Here is a 22,094-nt window from a genome sequence, read left to right on the forward strand (position 1 = left end):
CGCAAATGCTTCTTGTCTGCGAAAAAATCTGTCAAACTGAGTATATAGAATTAATGGGTCCAGAGCCTTCTGTATCTCCGATCTGTTATTGTTCCCCCGTCAGCGACCTTGGCCGAGGTCACTGACGGGACGGTGTATGGCGTCAGAGCCTTGTGGCCCAAGTTGAATTGGGACCACGTTTGCTAGCGAGCCAGCACTGTCTCTCTTCATCCATCTCGAACAGTTGCTTGTGGCCAGCTTGGACCACGGATCAGAAGGAAGAGAACATGAACAGGATAACACGAGACGCAATCCTTGGCATAGATGTCAGCCGCGATTGGCTGGACATTCATTGCCTGCCAAGCAATCAGAGACTTCGATTGCCCAATTCCGAGGACGGGCATGCGCGCGTGGGCGCCCTGGCAAAGTCAGCCTGTGCGCTGGTTTGTTTTGAGGCCACAGGGGGGCAGGAATGGCGTCTGTGGTCGGCCCTCGACGTTGCAGGGGTCGCGACCAGGCAACTGCCGCCCGCGCAAATCAAAGCCTTTGCCGCCAGCCGGGGCACGCGGGCGAAAACGGATAGGATCGACGCGGAGCTTATCGCGCGGTTCATGGCCTTTCGGCCTGATGCAGGGCGGACCTTGCCGCATGAAAAGATACGTCTTCTCAGGGCTTTGGTGTCCAAGCGTGGTCAGCTCGTCGAAACACGCAAACGGCTTTTGGCGCAAATCAAGGCGCATGCGAAACTGGGTTCGGATGATCTGTTCGACGTCATGGATGGTGACCTGAAAGACCTACTGGATCGCCAGATTGCAGGACTTGAGGTCCGGATCGAACAGATCATCGCCTCAGAGGAAGGCCTTGCCACGACTGCTGCCATCTTGCGTTCAGTTCCCGGCATTGGCCCGGTCGCCAGCACGATGTTGATCGCTGAAATGCCGGAACTCGGCCAGATCACGGGCGAACAAGCCGCCGCGCTGACAGGCCTTGCGCCCATTGCCCATGACAGCGGCGCGATGCGGGGCAAGCGCGCTATCGGAGGCGGCCGGCGCCCGCTGCGACACGTTATGTTCCAGGCGGCGCTCGTCGCCAGTCACCACAATCCCGTCCTGAAGCCGTTCGCAGACCGCCTTCGCGAAGCCGGAAAACCACACAAAGTGATAATCACCGCCGTCGCAAGAAAGCTTGTGACAATCGTGAACGCCCTTTGCAAAAGTCGACAGAAATGGACTACTCAACTCGCTTGAGAAATACAGTTGCTAGCTTTCGGCGAGGGGCGACAGGCCGATGTTTTGCAGGATGCGTTCAATGTCGCCGGTGCTGAACGGTGCTGCAACGCGATAGCCGTCGTGCAGGACTTCGGCAAAGTTTTCGTCATCAACTCCCACGCGCACGGTCGTGATGCAGCGGTCGCGCAGCAGGTCCATCAGCGTTGGATCGGTTGAATTTGCAGCATTGCCCAACAAAAAAGCCACCTCTGGTGTGCCGATCTGTTTCAGCGCGTCAATTGCCAGGGGCACGTCATCTACATGGTTAATCGTTGCTGCTGGAATGCAGTCATCCAGAATCTGCGAAAGATCCTCTGCGATCAGCACATCGCCCTGCACAATCAGGAATTTCGTCGTCATTCTCTGCCCCCACGCTTATGACAGACCGGCATTATGGAACATTCTGGAATTTGGCGCATTAAACTATGACATAGTGAATAAGGGATTTCCCATCATGGCAACAAAATGCGCAAACTGCCCGTTGCAGCGCAGCGATGTGTTCGTTGACCTCAGCGAAGATGAAATCCGCTTTATGCAAAAGTTCAAGGTGGGCGAGCTGGCCGTGAACCCCGGAACGACCCTGTTGATGGAAGGATCGAACAGCCCACAGTTGTATACGGCGTTGCGCGGCATGGGGCTACGTTACAAGACATTGGAAAACGGCAACCGTCAGGTGATCAACTTCGTTTTTCCCGGCGATTTCATCGGCCTTCAGGCCGGGATCATGGGCGAGATGCAGCATTCGGTCGAAGCGACCTCATCCATGACCCTGTGTGTATTCGACCGCAATGAATTCTGGAGTTTCTTCAAAAATCACCCCGAGCGTGCTTTTGATCTGACGTGGATGGCCGCAGCAGAGGAACATTTTCTGGGCGAGGCGTTGGCCTCGGTTGGTCAGCGTACGGCTTATGAAGCGGTCGCGTGGGCGCTGTGCAAGATCATGTTGCGCGGGCAGGCGCTGGGACTGGCCAAGGATCATGTGATGCCGATGCCTTTTCGCCAACAGGATCTGGCCGATGCTTTGGGCCTTTCGCTGGTCCACACCAACAAAACCCTCAGCAAGCTGCGCAATTCTCAACTGGCAAACTGGAGTGACGACATGTTGATCGTGCATGATCTGGGTGCATTGGCTGGTGCTGCCGAGATGACGCTGGAACCGATGATGAAGCGTCCGATCATGTAGCGGCTCCGCTTGTTTACGGATGTTCCAGCACGTCGTCCTTGACCTGACCCCATGCAATCAACGCGAACACGACTGTGCCGCCAATAATATTGCCCGCCAAAACCGGGATGAAGAACCCGAACAGGGCCTCGCCGGCACCCACCAATCCCTGCACCGCAAGATAGGCCATTTCGACCGATCCCGCGACGATGTGGGTGAAATCACCTGCTGCAATCAGCCATGTGAACGTCAGGATGATGAAAAAACCGGCTTCATCGGCCTGTGGCAACATCCAGACAATTGCGGCCACCAGAATACCCGCAGGAATGGCGCGAAAAAAGCTTTCGCCGGGCGGCATGTGGATTGCGTGTTCCGACAGGGACAGAAGTGCGGGGGCAAGATTGTCGGGGATCGCGGGTGTATAGGCATAAAGTGTGGCAATACAGAACGCGCCCAGCACATTTGCTCCCAGCACGATCGTCCACAGCCGTGCAACGCAGGCCATGTTATGCGCCGTTGGCTTGACCATCAATGGCAGGACCGTCGTGATTGTGTTTTCGGTGAACAGCTGCATCCGGCCCATAATCACCAGCAGGAAACCCAGAGAATAGCCAAAGTTCTCGATCAGGAATGACCATGGGGCATCGGGCAGGTAGGTGCGCAGGATGGCTTCGCCCAGTACCGAAAAGCTGATCATGATGCCCGCAGCGGTGCCGGACCAGAACAAGGACCGCTTGGTGCGCGCAAGTTCTTCCTCGCCGTCGCGGCGGATCACTTCGTAGATCAGTTTTGACGACAGTTTGGCCGCTGCCTCGACCGACTCGCGTTCGGTCTCTTCTTCCAGCGGCACTGCACCAGGATCGTTTTCGTGGATAGATACCATTATTGCGCGTTCCCGTTGACCATCAGCAGTTAACCCGCCGAGGTCCTGTTTGGTTCCCTGCAAAATTGCCGCCATTGCCGTGCAGCTGTTCAGCCCCACATTGAGGCATGAAAGTTTGGAGAGATATATGTTCGGATCGCGCGCCTATGTTCTGAAAATCGCACAGGACGTGCGGTCGAGCTATTGGTTCATTCCCTCGACGCTTGTGTTTGCAGCGCTGCTGTTGTCCGAGCTGACCCAGTTTATCGACCATAATCCCGATGTTCTGCCGCTGGCCCTGCCGGATGATTTTCTGGATACGCAGGTTGACGGCGCGCGCCAGACTTTGGCGGTAATCGCGCAGTCGATCATCGGTGTGACCGGCGTCATGTTTTCGATCACAATGGTGGCCGTGTCTTTTGCGTCGGGCAATTTCGGGCCGCGTCTGATTGGCAATTTCATGCGCGACCGGGGCAATCAGGTCAGCCTTGGCATTCTGATTTCGTCTTTTGTCTATGCGTTGATGATCTTGCGTGCCGTGCAAAGTTCCGGCGCGGACGGGCTGGAGTCCTTTGTTCCGCAATATTCGATGCTGGTGGCCTTGTTGCTGACGCTGCTGTCGGTGTCGACACTGATCTATTTCCTGCACCACATTCCCGAAACCATCAACGTGTCGAACATCTCTGCCGCTTTGGGTCGCAGGCTTGCAGGCGGAATCGAACGGATCATTGACAACCATGCAGACCGAACAGCGGAACCAGTCGAAGTCCCCGCCAAAGACGCGACGGCGACCGAGTTGAGCCTTGGGCAGGCGGGCTATATCCAGCAGCTTGATCTGGCGGGCCTGTGCACTCTGGCCGAGGAAAACGATTGGGTTATAGATGTCGCCGTTGAAATCGGCAGTTTTGTCAGCGTCCACGAGACTGTTCTGACGATCCATTCAGCCAGCGCCCCCACTGCCGAGCAATGTGACAAGCTGTGTTCCAGCTTTGCGGTTGGTGAAGAGCAGACCGAGGCGCAGGACATCACGTTTATGATCGACCAGCTGGTTGAAATGGCCGCGCGCGCCTTGTCACCGGGGGTGAATGATCCGTTTACCGCAATCAATTGCCTGAACTGGCTGCGCAATGGCATCAGCGTTGCGTTGCAGCACAAGGGTGGCCTGAACCCCGTGTCGCGCCCGCGCGTACAGTACCGCAGCCTGACGCTGAAGCATTTGCTGGACATCAGTTTCCGCGCGGCGGCGCCCTATTGCATGGCGGATAAAATGGCGCGCGACCACTGGATGTTCTGCCTGCGCAGCCTGCTGGATGCGGCCACGGGCGATCATAAAAAGACCGTTGCCGCGCTGCTCAAGGATTTTTCAGGGGACTGAGCGCAGACGTTTGCCAAACCGGGCGGCTTGGCCCACAACAGGGCAATGATGTTCGAAAGGCCCCTGCCATGAGCTTTGTCTTCCCGCCCGCCCCTCAGGCCGCTTTGGCTGTTGCAGGCCGCACCGACCGCTTTCCGGTGCGCCGTGTTTTCTGTGTGGGGCGCAACTATGCCGCCCACGCCCGCGAATTTGGCAATGATCCCGACCGCGATCCGCCGTTCTTTTTCACCAAACCTGCGGATGCGGTGGTGGATACACCCTGCACGGTGCCCTATCCGCCGCTGACCGAGGACCTGCACTTCGAGATCGAGCTGGTCATTGCCATCGGAAAAGGTGGCGCCAACATCGCGGTTGCCGACGTGCCAAACCACATCTGGGGGGCGTCTGTTGGCATTGACCTGACCCGCCGCGATTTGCAGAACGAGGCCAAAAAGATGAGCCGTCCGTGGGACTGGAGCAAGGCCTTTGACCAGTCCGCGCCGATTGCCCCCATTGTGCCGATGGCCGATGTCCCCAGCCTGACCCAAGGGCGTATCTGGCTGGCCGTGAACGGCGAGATCAAGCAGGACGCAGACATTGCCGACCTGATCTGGCCTGTAGCCGACCATATCGCCACGCTGAGCCAGGCGATGACACTGGCCCCCGGCGACATCGTCATGACAGGCACCCCGGCCGGCGTGGGGGCGGTTACGCCCGGCGACGTGATAACAGGTGGCGTTGATGGCATTGGCGAATTGCAAGTAACCATTGGAGAACCCGCATGACCCTTGTTCTGCACAACTATTTTCGCTCGTCCACCTCGACACGGGTGCGGGCGGCACTGAACCTCAAGGGGCTGGACTATGACTATGTGTCCTATGCGCTGCTCAAGGACGAACAGCGCGGGGCGGCGCATCTGGCGCTGAACCCGCAAGGGCTGGTGCCGACATTGGTGACGGATGACGGTGCGCTGCCGCAGTCGCTGGCGATCATCGAGTGGCTGGACGAGGTCCACCCGCAGCCGCCATTGCTGCCCGCCGATGCATGGGGCCGTGCGCGGGTGCGCAGTCTTGCACATATTATCGCGTTAGATGTACATCCTGTGAACAACCTGCGCATTCTCAAGCATCTTGAAACCGAATACGGCGTTGATGCCGAAGGCAAGGCGGCGTGGTTCCGCAAGTGGGCGCAGGCGGGTATGGAAAGTCTCGAGGCGCGTTTGTCGTCCGAGCCCGAGACCGGCACGTTTTGTCATGGTGATACTCCCGGTCTGGCCGATCTGTGCCTGTTCGCGCAGGTGCTGAACAATTCCCGCTTTGGCGTGGAAATGGGCGCTTATCCCACCATCACACGCATTCACGACGCCTGCATGGCGCTGCCCGCATTCGAACGTGCGGCCCCGGCCAATCAGCCGGACGCCGTATGATGCGACACCGTGGCACGCGGCCTTTGCGGGGGCGTGTGTTATTCTTGGGTCAGCCAAACCTGAACCCAGTTGATCGGAGTTGCCGAATGAAACCCATGTTCCGTGTTCTCGCCATCCTTGCCCTTGCCACGCCTGCCTATGCAGACAGTCACGCCATGGGCGATGCGGATGCGGGGGCCAAAACCTTCAAGAAATGCAAAAGCTGTCACATGATCGCAAACGGCGATGAGGTGATTGAAAAGGGCGGGCGCACCGGCCCGAACCTGTATGGTGTGATCGGTCGTCAGGCCGGCACCGCCGAGGGCTATAAGTATCAGAAAGACATCGTTGCTGCGGGCGAGGCCGGTCTGGTCTGGTCAGAAGAGTCGCTGGCGGAATATGTCGTTGATCCGCGTGAATTCCTGCGCGGGTTTCTGGACGATTCCAAGGCCAAGTCAGGCATGACATACAAGCTGAAGAAAGGCGGCGCAGATGTTGCAGCCTATCTTGCACGCGTCGGCCCCGAGGTTGCTCCAGCCGATGCCGAAACGGCGCCTGCCGACAACGACAGCTAAGATCTAACGGGTGGCGCGGCCCTGTGCCTGCGCTGCCAGTTCCGGCAGGCCATTGCGGGCATAGACCTCGGCCAGCATCCGGTTCAGCGGCACCCCGTCAGGATCATAGGTGCGCCGCATTTCCAGCACCTGCTGCGCCCGCGCCACGTCGCCGTTTTCCATCAACGCATCCAGATGGATCTGGTCAAACAGGTCGCGCTGGGCGTGGCTGCCGCCACATTCAGCCAGCCGGGGCAGGGCGATGCCCATCAGCCGCGCGGCTTCGGCCCAGTCGCGGTTGGCATGTGCCACGATCCCTTGGGCTGCGGGCAGCGCCACTTCGGCCCATGCGCGGTAATCGTGCAGCGTGCTGTCGGCGGCGCGGTCCGTGATCGCCTGCATCAGCACATTCATCGCTGCACGATCATCGGTGCGCCCCAGCCCATACAGGTATTGCAGCGTCAGGAACGGGCTGACCGTATCGGCCCCGCGCTGCGCCACATGGGCCACCACATCGGCCCAGCGGTCGCCCACGTCGATGCCCGCGAAGTCCAGCCGCGCCAGCAGCGACACGGCCCCGACCTGATCCTGACTGTAGTCCTTGGCCAGCCCCCAGACGTGTTCATCATAGGCTTGCAGTACATCGGCGTGCCGCCCCTGGCTGATGTAGAACAGCGCCAGATGCCACCAGTTGTGGCTGTGCATAAAGCTGTTCAGATCGCGCCATGTGTCCGCGACGCTTTCCAGAAAGACAATGCCGCCGGTCACGTCGCCGCGCGTCAGATAGATATGCGCCAGCGCGTGATGCGCCCATGGCTCGTCATGGCGCAGTTGCATGGCGCGGCGCGCGGCGGCTTCGGCCTGATCCAGCAGGTGACATTCCTCGTATCCGAAGGCCAGCATCCCGTGGGCATAGGCGATGTCGTCAGCCCCTGGAAAGGCGCGGGTGGCAATGCGCAGCATCGCGGGAAAGTCGCCGGTGTTGAACGTGTGGTACTGGCCCAGTTTCAGCATCACCATGTCGCGCGGATAGCGGCGGATGGTTTCCTCGCACAGGGCAATCAGTTCTGGAATCCGACCGTCGTGGAACAACCGCGCGGCGTTCACCGTGGCCTGTTCGCGCGGGGTGGCGTTCGGGGCGGCAGCTTCGGCAGCCTTCAGAAAGGGCGCGGCCAGTTTCGGGGCAACGGGGGCTTCCAGCAGCATATACAGGATCGCGGCATAGGCGTTGATCAGCGCGCAATCGGGCGCGGCTTCTGCGGCCTTCAGCACGTTGGTGGCCTTGGTCTGAAAGCTGATGAAACCGTGCACAAAGTCTTCGATGCCTTGCAGGGCGGCATTATCGGCACCGGTGACGGGTAGGCCATAGAGGTCGGTCATCTCAGGCATTCAAATCCCTCCAGCACGGCAAAAGGTCGTCCGGCTCAGCGTGGGCCAGATAGACGCCGCGTGCAATGGCCCGTGACAGGCAGACCGCAGCGGCATGGCCGATCACCGACAGGTCGCGGTGATCATCCTGCATGGGCCGCGCGCCGGTGGACAGGGCAAAGACCAGATCGCCGTCGCCGGGGCTGTGCGCAGGCACGCAGGCGCGGCCGATGCCGTCATGCGCGGCCCATGCAACACGCTGGCATTGCGCCTTTGTCAGGGCGGCATCGGTGGCGACAATGGCGATGGTGGTGTTGGCGCGTTCGATCACCGCACTGACCTTGCGGCTGTCCAGCGTACGTCCCAGCCCGCTGGCGGGGTCGGGGCCAAGGCCGCCGAATTCACCATCAATCTCGAAGGGGGCGGCCCAGAAATGTGTGTCGCCCGGTGTGGTCACGGCCCCCATCGGGTTCGCCGCCACCAGCGCGGCCACGGTCGTACCATCCGGCAACACCAGCGATGCCGAACCCAGCCCGCCTTTCATCATCGCCGTAATCGCCCCGGTGCCCGCACCAACGCTGCCCAGATCAAAGCTGTCGCTGGCGGCTTCAAGTGCTGCGCGGCCCAGCTTGCGATAGGGGTTTTCGTCCCAATCCTTGTCGCCGCCCGACAGCAGGTCAAAGATGATCGCGCCCGGCACCAGCGGGATCACGGCATCGGCAATCCGGTAACCGCGCCCCATCGCCCGCAGCCCGTCAACCACACCCGAACAGGCATCCAGCCCATAGGCCGAGCCGCCCGACAGCACCAGCGCATCGACCGCCGCCACCGATTTGTCGGGTTGCAGCAGGTCCGTCTCGCGCGTGCCGGGCGCGCCGCCCATAACGGCCACGGATGCGGTGAACGGCGTATCGGCGGTGACGATGGTCGCCCCCGATTTCAGCACTTGGTCGGTGGCGTTGCCGACACGCAGGCCGGGCACGTCGGTCAGCAGGTTGCGGGGGCCGGGTGTCATCATGTCAGATCCGTGGTTTCGGGGCGGCTGTGGCCGGATCGCCGGTGTTCGGCACGCCCTTGGGTTCGATCAGCAGCACCTTGCATTCGGCTGCGGCGCGGGGCCGGTGGGTGACGCCACGCGGCACGATAAACAATTCCCCCGCGCCGACACGGTGCTGGGCGTCTTCCAGCTCCATCACCATCTCGCCTTCGAGCACCAGAAAGAAATCATCGGTGTCCTCGTGCAGGTGAAAGGGGAACGCGCCCTGAAATTTGACCACCATCACGTCATTGTCGTTGTAATCAGCGACCACATGCGGGTCCCAATGGGTGCTGAACTGTGCCAGCTTGGCCGCCAGATTGACTGTCCTCATATGCAGCGCCCTCCGTCCACTTCCATGGCAACGCCGGTGATCATGCTGGCCTCGTCCGAGCACAGGAACAGCGCGGCATTTGCCAGATCTTCGGGTTGCGAAAAACGGCCCAGCGGGATCGTCGACAGGAACTTGGCGCGTATTTCCGGTGTGTCCTCGCCCATGAAGGATTTCAACAATGGCGTTTCCCCCGCCACCGGGTTCAGGGCGTTGACGCGCACGCTGCTGGGGGCCAGTTCGACGGCCATCGTGCGGGTCGCGGTGATCATCCAGCCCTTTGATGCGTTGTACCAGTTCAGGTTCGGACGCGGCGACACGCCTGCGGTGGACGCGATGTTCAGGATCGCACCGGTGCCGCGTTGCTTCATATGCGGCACAAGGCTGCGGGCGGTCAGATAGACCGATTTCATGTTGACGTTGAACACGCGGTCAAACTCGTCCTCGGTTACGTCTTCCATCGGTTGCGGCAGATGGGTGATGCCGGCGTTGTTCACCAGAATATCCACATGACCCAGCGTTTTCAGCGCAACATCGGCCATGGCCTGCACCGATGCGCCCTTGCCCACGTCAACCTGACAGTATTCCGCGCCCAGATCGGCAGCGACCTTGGCCGCGCCGTCCCCGTTGATGTCAGCCACCAGAACACGCGCACCTTCAGCGGCAAAGCGGCGCACGATGCCTTCGCCAAAGCCTGAGGCGGCACCTGTCACGATCGCTGTTTTTCCGTTTAGTCGCATGGTGTTCTCCCTGATGTCGGTATTGTGGGTGCGCGGTCAGCCGTGATGCGCGGCGACCGTTTTGAGTGTGGAAAAGCCGTAGAGGGCCTCGAACCCTTTTTCCCGCCCATGGCCGGACTTGCCGCTGCCGCCGAACGGCAGTTCAACACCGCCACCTGCGCCATAGTTGTTGATGAACACCTGACCGGCACGCAGCGCCTTGGCCAGCCGCATCTGGCGCGCGCCGTTGGCGGTCCAGATGGCGGCGACAAGGCCGTAGTCGGTGCTGTTGGCAATCTGCACCGCTTCCTCTTCGGTGTCGAAGGGGATCAGCACCTGAACCGGGCCGAAAATCTCGTCGCGGGCTAATGTGTGATCGGGCGGCACATCTGCAAACAGTGTCGGCAGCACATAGGCCCCGTCGGCATGGGCGTTTTGCAATTGTCCGGTGGCGGCGATGGTCAGGTCCGCGCCCTTGTCCAGAAAGCCCTGCACGATGTCGCGCTGGCGGTTGGAGATCACCGGACCCACGCGCAAATCGTCCATTGCGGGGCCGACAGTCAGCGCGCGATAGGCCTCGGCCATGCGGTTGCGCACGGCGTCATAGACACCGCGCTGCACCAGAATGCGCGAAGACGCCGAACAGGTCTGGCCCGCATTCTGGATGCCCGCGTTGACCAGAAACGGCAGCGCTGCATCCAGATCGGCATCGTCAAAGACCAGCTGCGGGGACTTGCCGCCCAGTTCCAGCGTCACGGGCACCACGTTGGCACCCGCTGCCTGTTGCACCAGCGCGCCGGTGCGCACCGATCCGGTAAAGCTGATGTGGTGAATGCCGGGGTGGCTGGTCAGGGCGGCACCGGCCTCGACGCCAATGCCCGTGACGACGTTCAGCGCGCCATCGGGCAGGCCCGCGTCCTGACAGATGCGGGCAAAGGCCAGCGCGGTCAGACATGCCTCTTCCGCCGGTTTCAGCACACAGGCGTTGCCCATGGTCAGGGCGGCCCCGACGCTGCGCCCGATGATCTGCATCGGATAGTTCCACGGCACGATATGCCCCGTGACCCCGTGCGGCTCGCGCAACGTATAGACGGTGTAGCCGTCCAGATAGGGAATGGTCGCGCCATGCACCTTGTCGGCGGCCCCGCCGTAGAATTCCATGTAACGGGCCAGTGCGACTGCATCGGCACGGGCCTGGGTCAGTGGTTTGCCCACGTCGCAGGCCTCAAGCGTGGCCAAAGCGTCGACGTGTTCCAGCACGCGGCGGCCAATCTCGGTCAGGATGCGGCCCCGTTCCAGCGCCGTCATACGGCCCCAATCCCCGTCCAAGGCGGCCTGTGCCGCAGTCACAGCAGCGTCGATGTCAGCGCTGGTGCCGCGCGCGATTTGCGCCAGTGCGCTGCCATCCGACGGGTTGACCAGCGGGATCGTTTCACCGCTGGCGCAGGGTCGCCATGTGCCACCGATCAGAATTTCGGTGGGATCAAACCAAAGAGGGTTAGACATGTGCGGTGGCCTTGTTTGTCAGATCGGGCAGCGACGGTGCGGCGGCGATCAGGGTTTGAGTGTAGGGGTGTTGCGGGTCGGAAAAGACCTGTTCGGTGGGTCCATGTTCAACGATCTGGCCCGATTGCATCACCAGCACACGGTCGCTGACCGTGCGCACCACGCTCAGGTCATGGCTGATGAACAGATAGGTCAGATCGTATTGGCGGCAGAGATCGGCCAGCAAATCAAGTATCTGCGCGCGCACCGAAACATCCAGTGCGCTGACCGCCTCGTCAAAGACGATGATTTCGGGGCGGATGATCAGTGCCCGCGCGATGGCGATGCGCTGGCGTTGCCCGCCCGAAAACTGGTGGGGGTATTTGTCGGCATCCGCCGCGGACAGGCCCACAGCCTCGAGCGTTTCGGCGATCAGGTCGGTGCGGGCCTGCCCCTTGGGCGGGTCGTCCAGCAGATAGAACGGTTCGGTGATCAGCCGTGATACGCGATGGCGCGGGTTGAAGCTGCCGTAGGGGTCCTGGAACACCACCTGCATGTTGCGGCGCACGGCAAGGTTGGCGCGGCCCGCCGAAAACACCGGCGCGCCGTTCAGGGTGATGCTGCCGCCTTGCACATCCTCCAGACCCAGAATCGCCCGTGTCAGGGTCGATTTTCCGCATCCGCTTTCCCCGACAAGGCCAAGGCGTTCGCCCTTTTTGATGTCAAAGCTGACGTTGTTCACGGCGCGAAAGGTGCCGGGCGCACCGAACAGCGACTTGCGCGGTGTTCGGTAATCGCGGCTAACTCCATCGACACGCAACAGGGGCGCATCGGATTTCAGCGGCGGCAGATCAACCTGATGGGTCGAGGCGGCAAACAGCAATCGCGTATAGGGGTGGCGCATGTTGCGCAGCAGGTGGGCGGTGTCGCCCTGTTCGACGATCTTGCCATGTTGCATGACCACAATACGGTCGGCCATTTCCGACACCACGGCCAGATCATGGGTGATCATCAGCAGCCCCATGTCATCCTCGCGCGCCAGCTTGGCCAGCAGTTGCAGGATTTGGGCCTGTGTCGTGACATCCAGTGCGGTTGTCGGTTCATCCGCGATCAGCAGCGCGGGGCGCAGGGCGATGGCCATGGCGATGACAACCCGCTGGCGTTGGCCACCGGACAGTTCGTGCGGGAACCGCCCCAGCGGAAAGCGGTCTTGTGGCAGGCCGACGCGGGTCAGGGTGTCGGCGGCGATCTGCATCGCCTCGGCGCGGGTGCCGGCACCATGGATCAGGATGGTTTCGGCCACCTGATCACCGATGGTTTTCACCGGATTCAGCGCGGTCATGGGTTCCTGAAACACCATGCCGATGGCATTGCCGCGCAGGGCGCACATCTGCGCCTCGGTCCGGGTCAGCAGGTCGGTGTCGCCCAGCATAATCCGACCCGTGGCGCGCGCGCCATCAGGGGCCAGCCCCATCACAGAAAAGGCGGTCATCGACTTGCCCGACCCGCTTTCGCCGGTGATTGCCACAACCTCGCCCTTGGCGACCTCGAAAGTTACATCGTGCAGCACCGGATGGCTGTGGATGCCCATTGTCAGGTTTTGAACGCTCAGCAGGCTCATATCCGTGACACCCGCAGTTTCGGGTCCAGCATGTCGCGCAGCCCGTCGCCCAGCAGGTTCAGGCCCAAAACGGTGATGATGATTGCACAACCGGGGATCAGCGCCATGTGCGGTGCGATACTGACCAGCGTTTGTGCATCGGCCAGCATCCGGCCCCAACTGGGCGTGGGCGGTTGCGCACCCAGACCCACATAGGACAGCGCCGCCTCGGCCAGAATACCCAAACTGAACTGGATCGTCGCCTGCACGATCAGCAGGTTGGCGACATTGCCCAGCACATGTTCAAACGCGATCCGCGCGTCGCCCTTGCCGGAAACGCGCGCCGCCATGATGAATTCGCGCGCCAGAATGGGTAGGGCACCGCCGCGGGTGACGCGGGCAAAGACCGGAATGTTGAAGATGCCGATGGCGATGATCGCATTGATCGCACCGGCGCCAAAGATGGCAGTGATCAGGATGGCAATGACCAGACTGGGAAAGGCAAAGACCAGATCGTTGCCACGCATAATCAGTTCGTCCACCCAGCTGCCCTTGCGCGCGGCGGCCCACAGCCCCAGCGGCACGCCGATCAGCATACCGATGCCCACCGCGACAAAGGCCACGGCGATGGAGGTGCGCGCACCAACCATGATCATCGACAGGATGTCGCGCCCGAAATGATCGGTGCCCAGCCAGTGCAGGGCATTGGGGGTTTGCAGCTTTTGCGGGATGTCCATCGCGGTGTGGGCAAAGGGCGTCCAGACAAAGCTGAGCAAGGCGGCCAGCACGACCAGCGATGTCAGCAGCCCTCCGATGATCAGGTTGCGGCTCATGTGCGGTTCCTCAGGCGGGGATCGACAAGCGCATAGGCCAGATCAACCGCAAAATTCACCAAGATGACGGAAAACACCAGCAGCATGACCACGCTTTCCACCACGATCAGGTCGCGGGCGCTGATCGACTGGAACACCAGCCGTCCCAGTCCGGGCAGATAGAACACCTGTTCGATGATGATTGCGCCCGCCAGCAGGAACGAGAATTGCAGCCCGATGATGGTCAGCACAGGAATCATTGCGTTGCGCAGCCCGTGCCGCCACAGCGCCTGTCCGCGCGTCAGTCCCTTGGCCCGTGCGGTGCGCATGAAATCCTCGCCCAGCACGTCCAGCAGCGCCGAGCGCATGACCCGCGACAGGATCGCCGCCTGTGGCAGCGCCAGCGAAATCGCGGGCAGGGTCAGCGACCACAGGCCCGCGCCCAGCCCCTTGTCCCAGCCGACAAAGCCACCCGCACTGAACCAGCGCAGGTTGATGGCGAACAGCAGCACCATCATCATGGCAAACCAGAAATTCGGGATCGCGACACCCAGTTGTGTGGCCCCCATCACGGCCACATCGCCCGCCTTGCCCCGGCGCGACGCGGCATAGATGCCGGTGGGAAAGGCAATCAGCGTGCTCAGTGTCAGCGCATAGACCGCCAGCGGCAGCGACACCCACAAACGGTCGGCAATCATCTGCGCGACTGGGGTGCGATAGGTGTAGGAGGTGCCGAAATCACCGGTCAGCAGCCCGCCGACCCATGTCAGGTAACGCTGCCATTTGGGCACGTCCAGCCCCAGCTCGGTACGCAGGGCGGCGATGGTGTCGGGTTGCGAATTGATCCCCAGCATAAAGGTTGCCGGATCGCCCGGCGCCACTTCGATCACAAAGAAGATAACCAGCGACGCAACGGCGAGGCTGATGCAAAGCGACAGAAGGCGTTTGAGGGTATAGCGTAGCATTGCCGGCACGTTAGGCGCGGATCGCGGCAGGGTCTAGCGCTGTCAGCATCGCAGGCCATAGGACGCTGCGAAAATTGGTGGCGGGCTGTTTTGTCGGCTGTCCTCTCTGTGCGCAAACGTGGTGTAATGGGGCGGATGTCTGCCATAGTCCCCTTGCCGCGTCCGCTGTTCATCGGACACGAGATTTACCGCGCCTCGACCTACGGGCGCTGGCATCCGCTGCGGGTGCCGCGCGTGTCCACGGTGATAGATCTGTCGCGGGCGCTGGGCTGGCTGCCGCGCGCGGCCTATGTCACCAGCCCGCGCGCCAAACCTGCGGCACTGACCGGATGGCACAGCCCCGAATACATCGCCGCCCTTTTGCGTGCCGAGGCAGAACAGGCCGTCAGTGACGCAGTGCGCGCGCGGCACCATCTGGGCACGCCGTCAAATCCGGTATTCCCCGAAATGTTCCGCCGTCCGGCGACAGCGGCGGGCGGGTCGTTGCTGGCGGGCGAGCTGCTGTCGGGCGGCGGCGCGGTGTTTCACCCCGCAGGCGGCACCCATCACGGGATGCCGGATCGTGCCAGCGGGTTTTGCTTTCTCAATGATCCGGTGCTGGCAATCCGGTCGCTGCGGGCCAGCGGGGCGGCGCGTATCGCCTATATTGATATCGACGCCCATCATGGCGACGGGGTCCAGCACGGGTTTGCAGATGATCCCGACACGCTGGTGCTGTCCGTGCACGAGGCGGGTCTGTGGCCGCGCACCGGTGCGCTTGAGGATCAGGGCGCGGGCAAAGTGTTCAATCTGCCGGTGCCGCGGTTGCTGAACGACGATGAAATGGCGCTGATCCGCGATGGGTTGATCCTGCCCGCCGTGGCCGCATTCCGTCCTGATGCAATTGTGCTGCAATGCGGTGCCGATGCGGTGGCGGATGATCCGTTGTCGCATCTGTCTTTGTCGAACAACGCGCATTGGCAGATTGTGGCGGGGCTGATGGGCATGGCACCGCGCCTGCTGGTGCTGGGCGGTGGCGGTTACAATCCGTGGTCGGCGGGGCGCCTGTGGACGGGGGTCTGGGCCACGCTGAACAGCCATGCGATTCCGCCTCTGTTGCCCGAACCCGCGCAACAGGTGCTGCGCGGTCTGGTGTTTCAGGGCAACGCGCGGGGGCGCAATCCTGATCCTGCGTGGTTCACCACCCTGCGCGACACCCCGCGCGGCGGGCCAATACGCGACAGCGTGCGGGCCGATGTGGCGCGGCTGGCAGCGCGGTTTTAGCCTGCAGGCGCAATGGCATAGTCGGCGTCACTGACATGTTCCAGCCAGTCGGCGGCGGTGCCATCCAGCGCCTCCTGCATCGCCATATGCACCATCTCGCTGTCAGGCGCGGCGCCGTGCCAATGCTCCTCGTGCGGGGGTATCCAGACCGTATCGCCGGCCGAAATGACGCGCGGCGGCTGCCCGCGCAGGGCAATGCGCCCTTCGCCTGACATCACATGCAGGGTCTGGCCCAGCGGATGCGTGTGCCATGCGGTGCGTGCGCCCGCAGAAAAGGTGACGATCAGCGCGCGCAGACGTGCAGGCTCGGGCGCGGTGACAACGGGGTCTTGCCAGACATCGCCGGTAAAATACTCTGCCGGTGCCTGTGTGCGGGGTCGTGCGCCGTATTTGTGGATGTCCATCGGTGATCTCCTTTGAGGAAAAGCAAAAAGGGCGACGTTGCCGCCGCCCTTTGTCAAAATGGTAACACCGCTCAGTCCGCCCAGCTGACGCCGGTCAGGTCGGTGGCCTGTGTTGGTGCGTTCGCCCACAGGCCCTGCACTTCGGCCTTGGCCACCGACAGCGCCGCGAGCTGGAACAGGTAGCCGTTCACGTAATCCTCGGAAATCATGCGCTGGGCGTCGCCCAGCAGTTGCGTGCGCATGTCGGGATCGGTGGTGCTGTTCAGCTTGGTCATCAGCGCCTGGAAATCCGGGTTGTTGTATTGGAAATAGTAATCCGGGTTGGCGTAAATGCCGATGTCCATCGGTTCGGTGTGCGAAATGATGGTCAGGCCAAAGTTCTTGCCCTTGAACACGGTTTCCAGCCACTGCGCCCATTCGACGTTGATGATCTCGGCCTTGATGCCGACCTCGGCCAGCTGTGCCGCGACAATCTCGCCGCCGCGACGGGCATAGGACGGGGGCGGCAGGTGCAGCGTGGTTTCGAACCCGTCGGCAAAGCCAGCCTCGGCCAGCAGTGCCCTGGATTTCTCGGGGTCATATTCGCTCAGGCCGGTCAGATCGACATAGGCAGGGTTGTGCGGTGCGAAATGCGTGCCGATGGGCGTGCCGTAACCGAACATTGCCCCGTCGATAATCGCCTGACGGTCGATGGCATGGGCCAGTGCCTCGCGGACCTTGACGTTGTCAAAGGGCGGCTGGGCGTTGTTGGTCGACAGAATCGTTTCGCCCTCGGTGCTTCCGACCAGCACCTGAAAGCGTGGGTCGGCCTCGAATTGTGGCAGGTTTTCGGGGGCGGGAAAGCCCGAGAACACGTCCACGTCCTCGGCCATCACAGCGGCAAAGGCGGCGGTTGGGTCCGAGATGAATTTGAACGTCGCCTTGGCCAGTGCCGGCGCATCCCCCCAATAGGCGTCGTTGCGTTCCAGTTCGATCTTGTCGCCCTGCACCCAGTTCACGAATTTGAACGCGCCGGTGCCGATGGGCGTCTGTTTGATGTTCTCGATGCTTTCGGGTGCCACGATCACCGCGTCGCCCCATGCCATGTTGAACAGGAAGTTGCCGTTCGGCTCGGACAGGGTGACCTTGACCGTCAGCGGATCAACCACCGCCACATCCGCGATTCCCGCGAACAGGCCCTTTTGCGCGTTTACGCTGTCTTCGGCACGGGCACGATCCAGGCTGAACTTCACATCTTCGGCGTCCATCGTGGTGCCGTCGTGGAACGTCACGCCGTCATGCAGTTTGAACGTATAGGTCAGCCCGTCGTCGGAAATCTCCCAGCTTTCGGCCAGACCGGGCACGATGGACCCGTCGCCCATAAAGCGTGTCAGCCCTTCGAAGACGTTGGAATACAGAACCGAATCGATCGCACCGGCGGCGGCGCTGGTGGGATCAAGGTGCGGTGGTTCAAGTTGCAGGGCGACGGTGATGTCGTCTTTGGCCAAAGCCGATCCGGCGATCAGCGCAGCCGATGCAACCCCCAGTAAAAGCGAACGGATGTGAAACATGTCGAAGACTCCCGGTTGGTTTTTTTGAAAGGCTAGCCAGTTCCTTGGGCTTTGGCCAGCGTGCCGTGTTGCGCATGTAAGGCCAAGCGGTTATGGCGGCGGCTTTCGCATATTTTCAGGCAGTGGTGACATGGCGACCCTTGGTATTGATTTTGGCACATCGAATTCGGCAGCGGGCTATGCGATTGACGGCCAGCCGCATCTGGTTGCGCTTGAATCCGGCGAACAGACCCTACCCACGGCGGTGTTCTTTGATTTTGATGCGCGCAAGGCCGTGTACGGGCGGCCGGCCAATGATGCGCTGATTGCGGGCGACGAGGGGCGGTACATGCGTGCCCTCAAAAGCCTGCTGGGCACGCCATTGATGCGCGAAAGCCGGATGCTGCTGAACGAACGGCAGGATTTCATCACCATCGTGGCGCGGTTTCTGGCCACAATGAAGGCGCGCGCCGAAGCGGAAAGCGGGCTGCGCTTTGACAGGGCATTGTCGGGGCGTCCGGTGTTGTTTCACAGCGCCGATGCGGCGCGCAATGCGCAGGCGTTGGTGGACCTGAGCGAATGCTATCACAAGGCGGGATTTGAAGCGGTCAGGTTCATGCCTGAACCCGAGGCCGCCGCATTGGCCAGCCGCGCGGCGTTGCAGGCCGGTGATCTGGGGTTGGTCGTCGACATTGGCGGCGGGACCTCGGATTTTACCGTGTTCCGCCACGGGGCGGCGTCGGGCATTGATATTCTTGCCAGTCATGGTGTGCGTCTGGGCGGCACCGATTTCGACCGGCGGCTGTCGTTGGATCATGTGATGCCGCATCTGGGGTTGGGCAGCGACATCCGCCACGCCTTTGGCGATCAGGTGCATACCGCGCCCCGCGCGTTGTTTGCCGATCTGGCGACATGGCAAAAGATCCCCTTTCTCTATGCGCCCGAAAGCCGTCGCGCGGCGCAGGATCTGGCGAAATACGCGGTGCAGCCCAATTTGCTGAACCGGTTGGTGCGGGTGCTGGAGGAAGAGCTGGGTCACGATCTGGCCTTTGCGGTCGAAGCGGGCAAGATCGCGGCGAATGATCCCGGCGCGACCTCGTTGCCAGAGATCAAACTGTCCTTGTTAGAGTCTGGTTTGTCGGTTCCACTGCCCGCCGCGATGATGTGGGCCGGATTGGCCGATATGGCAGATCAGGTGGGCGAGGCCGCGATGCAGGCGGTGGTGCAGGCGCAGGTCGCGCCAGAGGCCATCGACCGGCTGATCTTTGTCGGGGGTTCCAGTCTGATGGCAGTAATACAGGGCGCCCTGACGCAACGCTTTCCCAAGGCCGGGGTTCATCACGGGGCTGCGTTGACCGGCATTGTCGAAGGTCTGGCGCTGGCATCCGAAACGGCGTTTTGACGGTGCATATGACGCGCAGGTTGCAAAAGTCGGGCTGGCGCATGTGCTGAAAAACAGTCATGCGCTGTGTGGGGTAAAGAGGTACGTTTCATGTTGAACGCATTTATTGTTCTGGTGACTGTCGGCGCAGGGGCATTGCTGCTGTATCCCAAACTGGCGCAGGCCCGCCTGTGGCGCGCCGCGATCACCCCCCTGGCGTCAATCATCGGCAGCGGGTTTCTGGTGCTGGGGCCGATCCTTGATTCGTCCTATGGCAAATACGCGCCGTTGGTCATGCTGGTCTTGTGTCTGATGGCCTACTGTTTCGGCGCGGCGATCCGGTTCAACATTGCACGCAGGGCCGACGAGGTGAGCGCGCGCAACACCACAGAAAATGCGCTTGAGACACTTGCATCATGGGCACTGGCTTTTTCTTATGTGATTTCCGTGGCTTACTATCTTAATTTGCTGGGCTCTTTTGCCGTCAGCATGACGCCGTTGAACACACCTGTTGACGCCAAGCTGGTGACCAGCGGTGTTTTTGCGGTGATCCTGATGATTGGCTGGACCAAAGGGTTTCACGCACTTGAACGGGTCGAACAGATTTCGGTCGGGGTAAAGCTGGCCATTATCGCGGGGCTGTTGTTCGGGCTGGGCTGGTATTTTGTCAACACGGCTGTCGCCGGTGATCTGATTGCCAAGCCTGCACAGGTGGGTGGCATCCATGCGCTGACGCTCTTTGCGGGGCTGCTGGTGACTGTTCAGGGGTTTGAAACATCGCGGTATCTGGGTGCGGATTACAGCGCACCCGAGCGGATACGGTCGATGAAGCTGGCGCAGTGGCTGTCGACGGCAATTTATATGATCTACATCCTGCTTCTGACCTATGCGATGGAACCCGGCACCATACAGCTGAGCGAAACGGCTATTATCGACTTGATGGCCGTTGTCGCGCCAATCCTGCCGCTGTTGCTGATCGCGGCGGCGATCAGCGCCCAGTTCAGCGCGGCGGTGGCCGATACGGGTGGTTCCGGCGGTTTGATTGCCGAACTGACCGGCGGACGTGTGACGACCCGTGTGGGCTATGCCGTGCTGGTGGCCATCGGGCTGGTGCTGACATGGGCCGCCAGCGTGTTCGAAATCATCAGCTACGCCTCGCGCGCTTTTGCGCTGTACTACGCGATACAGTCCGCGATTGCGGCGATTGGAGCGTGGCAAAACGCTGGCGGGCGGCCCAAGGCCGTGGGCTTTGCCGCCCTTGCCGTGCTGGGCATTGCCATCGCGATCTTCGGGGTGTCGGCCGAAGGCTAGCCCTTGGGCAGCAAAAGCGTCTCTAACGCGGCGCCCATGACCTTGGCGCTGTCCACCATGTCGTCGATTCCGATGTATTCGTCGGGCTTGTGCGCCAGTTCCAGCAGGCCGGGACCATAGGCGATACAGTTCTTCAGCTTGCCGATGCGGTCGATGTGTTTCTGGTCGTAGGACCCGGGCGACGCCACATAGGTCGGCGGCTTGCCCATCACATCCTCGATTGCTTTCGCAACAGTCTCTACAACGGGGGCACTCTTGTCCGTCATCGACGGGATCACGCTGTTCAGCTCGGTCAGTTCATATTCAAAATCGGGCCGGGTTTCGCGCAAACCTTCCAGCAGCGCCTTTACCTCGTCACGGACCTGATCCAGCGTTTCCTCGACCAGATAGCGCCGGTCGATCACGATGCGGCAGCTGTCGGGGACGCAATGCGCGGGCAGGCCGGTGAAATCGTCGGTCTGTTCCTTTTGTCCGCCGTGGATCGAGTTGATGTTCATCGTCGACTGCCGCGCGCCTTCGGGCACCACGGGCATTTCGGTGAACCGTGCGGCCATCGCCGGGTACAGTTTGGTTTCAAATTCGGACAGGACGGCGCCCATGTGGCGCACGGCGCAGTCCCCTAGGAACGGCATCGAACCGTGGGCAATCTCTCCCTTGGTTTCGATCTCGGCCCACCAGCCGCCGCGGTGGCCCAGACAGATGCGATCCTTTTGCAAGGGCTCGGGGATAATGACGTGTTGCACCTTGTTAGGGTCGAAAAATCCCTGCTCTGCGAGATAGGCAACACCGCCATAACCGCCCGATTCCTCGTCCGCCGTGCCCGAGATTTCGATGGCACCCTGAAAATTCGGATGCTCTTCGATGAAGGCTTCGGCGGCGATGATCGACGCGGCCAGCCCGCCCTTCATGTCGCAGGCCCCGCGCCCGTAGATCTTGCCGTCCGAGATGTCGCCGCCAAAGGGATCAAAGGTCCAGCCCTGACCGACCTCGACCACATCGGTGTGGCTGTTGAAGTGTATGCACTCGCCTGTTTGCGTCCCCTCGCGGCGCGCCACGATGTTCCAGCGAGGGTAACGATCACTGTCGCCGGGTGTGCCATGGGCGCGGATCAATTGAGTCTGAAATCCGTGTTTGCTCAGGCGTTTTTCCAGAAATTCGCAGATCTCGCGGTAATTCTCACCTGGAGGGTTCAGCGTGGGAATGCGGATCAGGTCCTGCGTCAGCTGGATCAGGTCATCGCGTTTGGCGGTGATGCGTCGGGAAAGTGTCATGGTGATAGTTTTGAACCTATGCGCGGGAATGGCAA

At 61.5% G+C, this 22,094-nt stretch carries 22 protein-coding genes; 9 read left to right on the top strand and 13 right to left on the bottom strand.

Features of this window, described 5'->3' with window-relative positions; genetic code table 11:
- Positions 1-266: 266 nt before the first annotated feature.
- On the top strand, positions 267-1,226 hold the full coding sequence (locus tag DSM107133_RS00470; protein ID WP_243253540.1) for an IS110 family transposase: 960 nt from the start codon (positions 267-269) through the stop codon (positions 1,224-1,226).
- A 12-nt stretch (positions 1,227-1,238) separates the two neighbouring features.
- Here DSM107133_RS00470 and DSM107133_RS00475 read toward each other — a convergent pair whose 3' ends face one another.
- Positions 1,239-1,607, bottom strand: coding sequence for a hypothetical protein (locus tag DSM107133_RS00475; protein ID WP_114293919.1), 369 nt, complete (start codon positions 1,605-1,607; stop codon positions 1,239-1,241).
- Between the two features lie 94 nt (positions 1,608-1,701).
- On the opposite strand from DSM107133_RS00475, the gene DSM107133_RS00480 reads away from it, so the two are divergent.
- Positions 1,702-2,430, top strand: a complete 729-nt coding sequence (locus DSM107133_RS00480; RefSeq protein ID WP_114293920.1) for a Crp/Fnr family transcriptional regulator — start codon at positions 1,702-1,704, stop codon at positions 2,428-2,430.
- Positions 2,431-2,443: 13 nt separating this feature from the next.
- On the opposite strand, the gene DSM107133_RS00485 is transcribed toward DSM107133_RS00480, so the two are convergent.
- On the bottom strand, positions 2,444-3,292 hold the full coding sequence (locus DSM107133_RS00485; RefSeq protein ID WP_114293921.1) for a formate/nitrite transporter family protein: 849 nt from the start codon (positions 3,290-3,292) through the stop codon (positions 2,444-2,446).
- 127 nt (positions 3,293-3,419) lie between these two features.
- On the opposite strand from DSM107133_RS00485, the gene DSM107133_RS00490 reads away from it, so the two are divergent.
- The 4 genes from DSM107133_RS00490 (at position 3,420) to DSM107133_RS00505 (ending at position 6,605) form a co-directional block, all read left to right on the top strand.
- Positions 3,420-4,646, top strand: coding sequence for a DUF2254 domain-containing protein (locus DSM107133_RS00490; protein WP_114293922.1), 1,227 nt, complete (start codon positions 3,420-3,422; stop codon positions 4,644-4,646).
- Positions 4,647-4,714: 68 nt separating this feature from the next.
- The gene (locus tag DSM107133_RS00495; protein WP_114293923.1) at positions 4,715-5,410 is read left to right on the top strand and encodes a fumarylacetoacetate hydrolase family protein; all 696 of its coding nucleotides are present in this window, start codon (positions 4,715-4,717) and stop codon (positions 5,408-5,410) included.
- Positions 5,407-6,051 (top strand): maleylacetoacetate isomerase, encoded by a 645-nt coding sequence (maiA, locus tag DSM107133_RS00500; RefSeq protein WP_114293924.1) that lies wholly within the window; start codon positions 5,407-5,409, stop codon positions 6,049-6,051. The genes DSM107133_RS00495 and maiA overlap by 4 nt, the downstream gene beginning before the upstream one ends.
- A gap of 86 nt (positions 6,052-6,137) precedes the next feature.
- The gene (locus tag DSM107133_RS00505; protein WP_114293925.1) at positions 6,138-6,605 is read left to right on the top strand and encodes a c-type cytochrome; all 468 of its coding nucleotides are present in this window, start codon (positions 6,138-6,140) and stop codon (positions 6,603-6,605) included.
- 3 nt (positions 6,606-6,608) lie between these two features.
- On the opposite strand, the gene DSM107133_RS00510 is transcribed toward DSM107133_RS00505, so the two are convergent.
- The 8 genes from DSM107133_RS00510 to DSM107133_RS00545 are packed head-to-tail and all read right to left on the bottom strand — an operon-like array spanning position 6,609 to position 14,900.
- On the bottom strand, positions 6,609-7,973 hold the full coding sequence (locus DSM107133_RS00510) for a tetratricopeptide repeat protein (protein WP_240310555.1): 1,365 nt from the start codon (positions 7,971-7,973) through the stop codon (positions 6,609-6,611).
- Positions 7,966-8,967: a P1 family peptidase gene (locus DSM107133_RS00515; protein WP_114293980.1), complete on the bottom strand. Its 1,002-nt coding sequence runs from the start codon at positions 8,965-8,967 to the stop codon at positions 7,966-7,968. The genes DSM107133_RS00510 and DSM107133_RS00515 overlap by 8 nt, the downstream gene beginning before the upstream one ends.
- Before the next feature lie 4 nt (positions 8,968-8,971).
- Positions 8,972-9,322 (bottom strand): cupin domain-containing protein, encoded by a 351-nt coding sequence (locus DSM107133_RS00520; RefSeq protein ID WP_114293927.1) that lies wholly within the window; start codon positions 9,320-9,322, stop codon positions 8,972-8,974.
- A complete protein-coding gene (locus DSM107133_RS00525) occupies positions 9,319-10,059 on the bottom strand; it encodes an SDR family oxidoreductase (protein ID WP_114293928.1) in 741 nt (246 codons plus the stop codon). Before DSM107133_RS00525 ends, DSM107133_RS00520 begins: the two co-directional genes overlap by 4 nt.
- Before the next feature lie 36 nt (positions 10,060-10,095).
- Entirely contained in the window at positions 10,096-11,544 is a 1,449-nt protein-coding gene (locus DSM107133_RS00530) for an aldehyde dehydrogenase family protein (protein WP_114293929.1), read from the bottom strand.
- Positions 11,537-13,144 carry an ABC transporter ATP-binding protein gene (locus tag DSM107133_RS00535; RefSeq protein ID WP_114293930.1) on the bottom strand — a complete coding sequence of 536 codons (1,608 nt, stop codon included), beginning with the start codon at positions 13,142-13,144 and terminating at the stop codon, positions 11,537-11,539. Before DSM107133_RS00535 ends, DSM107133_RS00530 begins: the two co-directional genes overlap by 8 nt.
- Positions 13,141-13,956 (bottom strand): ABC transporter permease, encoded by an 816-nt coding sequence (locus DSM107133_RS00540; RefSeq protein ID WP_114293931.1) that lies wholly within the window; start codon positions 13,954-13,956, stop codon positions 13,141-13,143. The genes DSM107133_RS00535 and DSM107133_RS00540 overlap by 4 nt, the downstream gene beginning before the upstream one ends.
- On the bottom strand, positions 13,953-14,900 hold the full coding sequence (locus DSM107133_RS00545) for an ABC transporter permease (protein WP_114293932.1): 948 nt from the start codon (positions 14,898-14,900) through the stop codon (positions 13,953-13,955). Before DSM107133_RS00545 ends, DSM107133_RS00540 begins: the two co-directional genes overlap by 4 nt.
- A gap of 135 nt (positions 14,901-15,035) precedes the next feature.
- Between DSM107133_RS00545 and DSM107133_RS00550 the strand changes: the two genes are divergently transcribed.
- The gene (locus tag DSM107133_RS00550; RefSeq protein ID WP_240310556.1) at positions 15,036-16,163 is read left to right on the top strand and encodes an acetoin utilization protein AcuC; all 1,128 of its coding nucleotides are present in this window, start codon (positions 15,036-15,038) and stop codon (positions 16,161-16,163) included.
- Here DSM107133_RS00550 and DSM107133_RS00555 read toward each other — a convergent pair.
- Together DSM107133_RS00555 and DSM107133_RS00560 are read right to left on the bottom strand one after the other, a co-directional pair.
- Entirely contained in the window at positions 16,160-16,567 is a 408-nt protein-coding gene (locus DSM107133_RS00555; RefSeq protein ID WP_114293934.1) for a cupin domain-containing protein, read from the bottom strand. The genes DSM107133_RS00550 and DSM107133_RS00555 overlap by 4 nt on opposite strands.
- Positions 16,568-16,638: 71 nt before the next feature.
- On the bottom strand, positions 16,639-18,117 hold the full coding sequence (locus DSM107133_RS00560) for an ABC transporter substrate-binding protein (RefSeq protein ID WP_114293935.1): 1,479 nt from the start codon (positions 18,115-18,117) through the stop codon (positions 16,639-16,641).
- 130 nt (positions 18,118-18,247) lie between these two features.
- Here DSM107133_RS00560 and DSM107133_RS00565 point away from each other — a divergent pair, with 130 nt between their 5' ends.
- Entirely contained in the window at positions 18,248-19,498 is a 1,251-nt protein-coding gene (locus DSM107133_RS00565; RefSeq protein WP_114293936.1) for an Hsp70 family protein, read from the top strand.
- A gap of 90 nt (positions 19,499-19,588) precedes the next feature.
- Positions 19,589-20,788, top strand: a complete 1,200-nt coding sequence (locus tag DSM107133_RS00570; RefSeq protein WP_114293937.1) for a hypothetical protein — start codon at positions 19,589-19,591, stop codon at positions 20,786-20,788.
- On the opposite strand, the gene DSM107133_RS00575 is transcribed toward DSM107133_RS00570, so the two are convergent.
- Entirely contained in the window at positions 20,785-22,059 is a 1,275-nt protein-coding gene (locus tag DSM107133_RS00575) for an acetylornithine deacetylase/succinyl-diaminopimelate desuccinylase family protein (RefSeq protein WP_205387841.1), read from the bottom strand. The genes DSM107133_RS00570 and DSM107133_RS00575 overlap by 4 nt on opposite strands.
- Positions 22,060-22,094 lie beyond the last annotated feature (35 nt).

It is taken from the genome of Pseudosulfitobacter sp. DSM 107133 (assembly GCF_022788695.1).
GTDB lineage: Bacteria > Pseudomonadota > Alphaproteobacteria > Rhodobacterales > Rhodobacteraceae > Pseudosulfitobacter.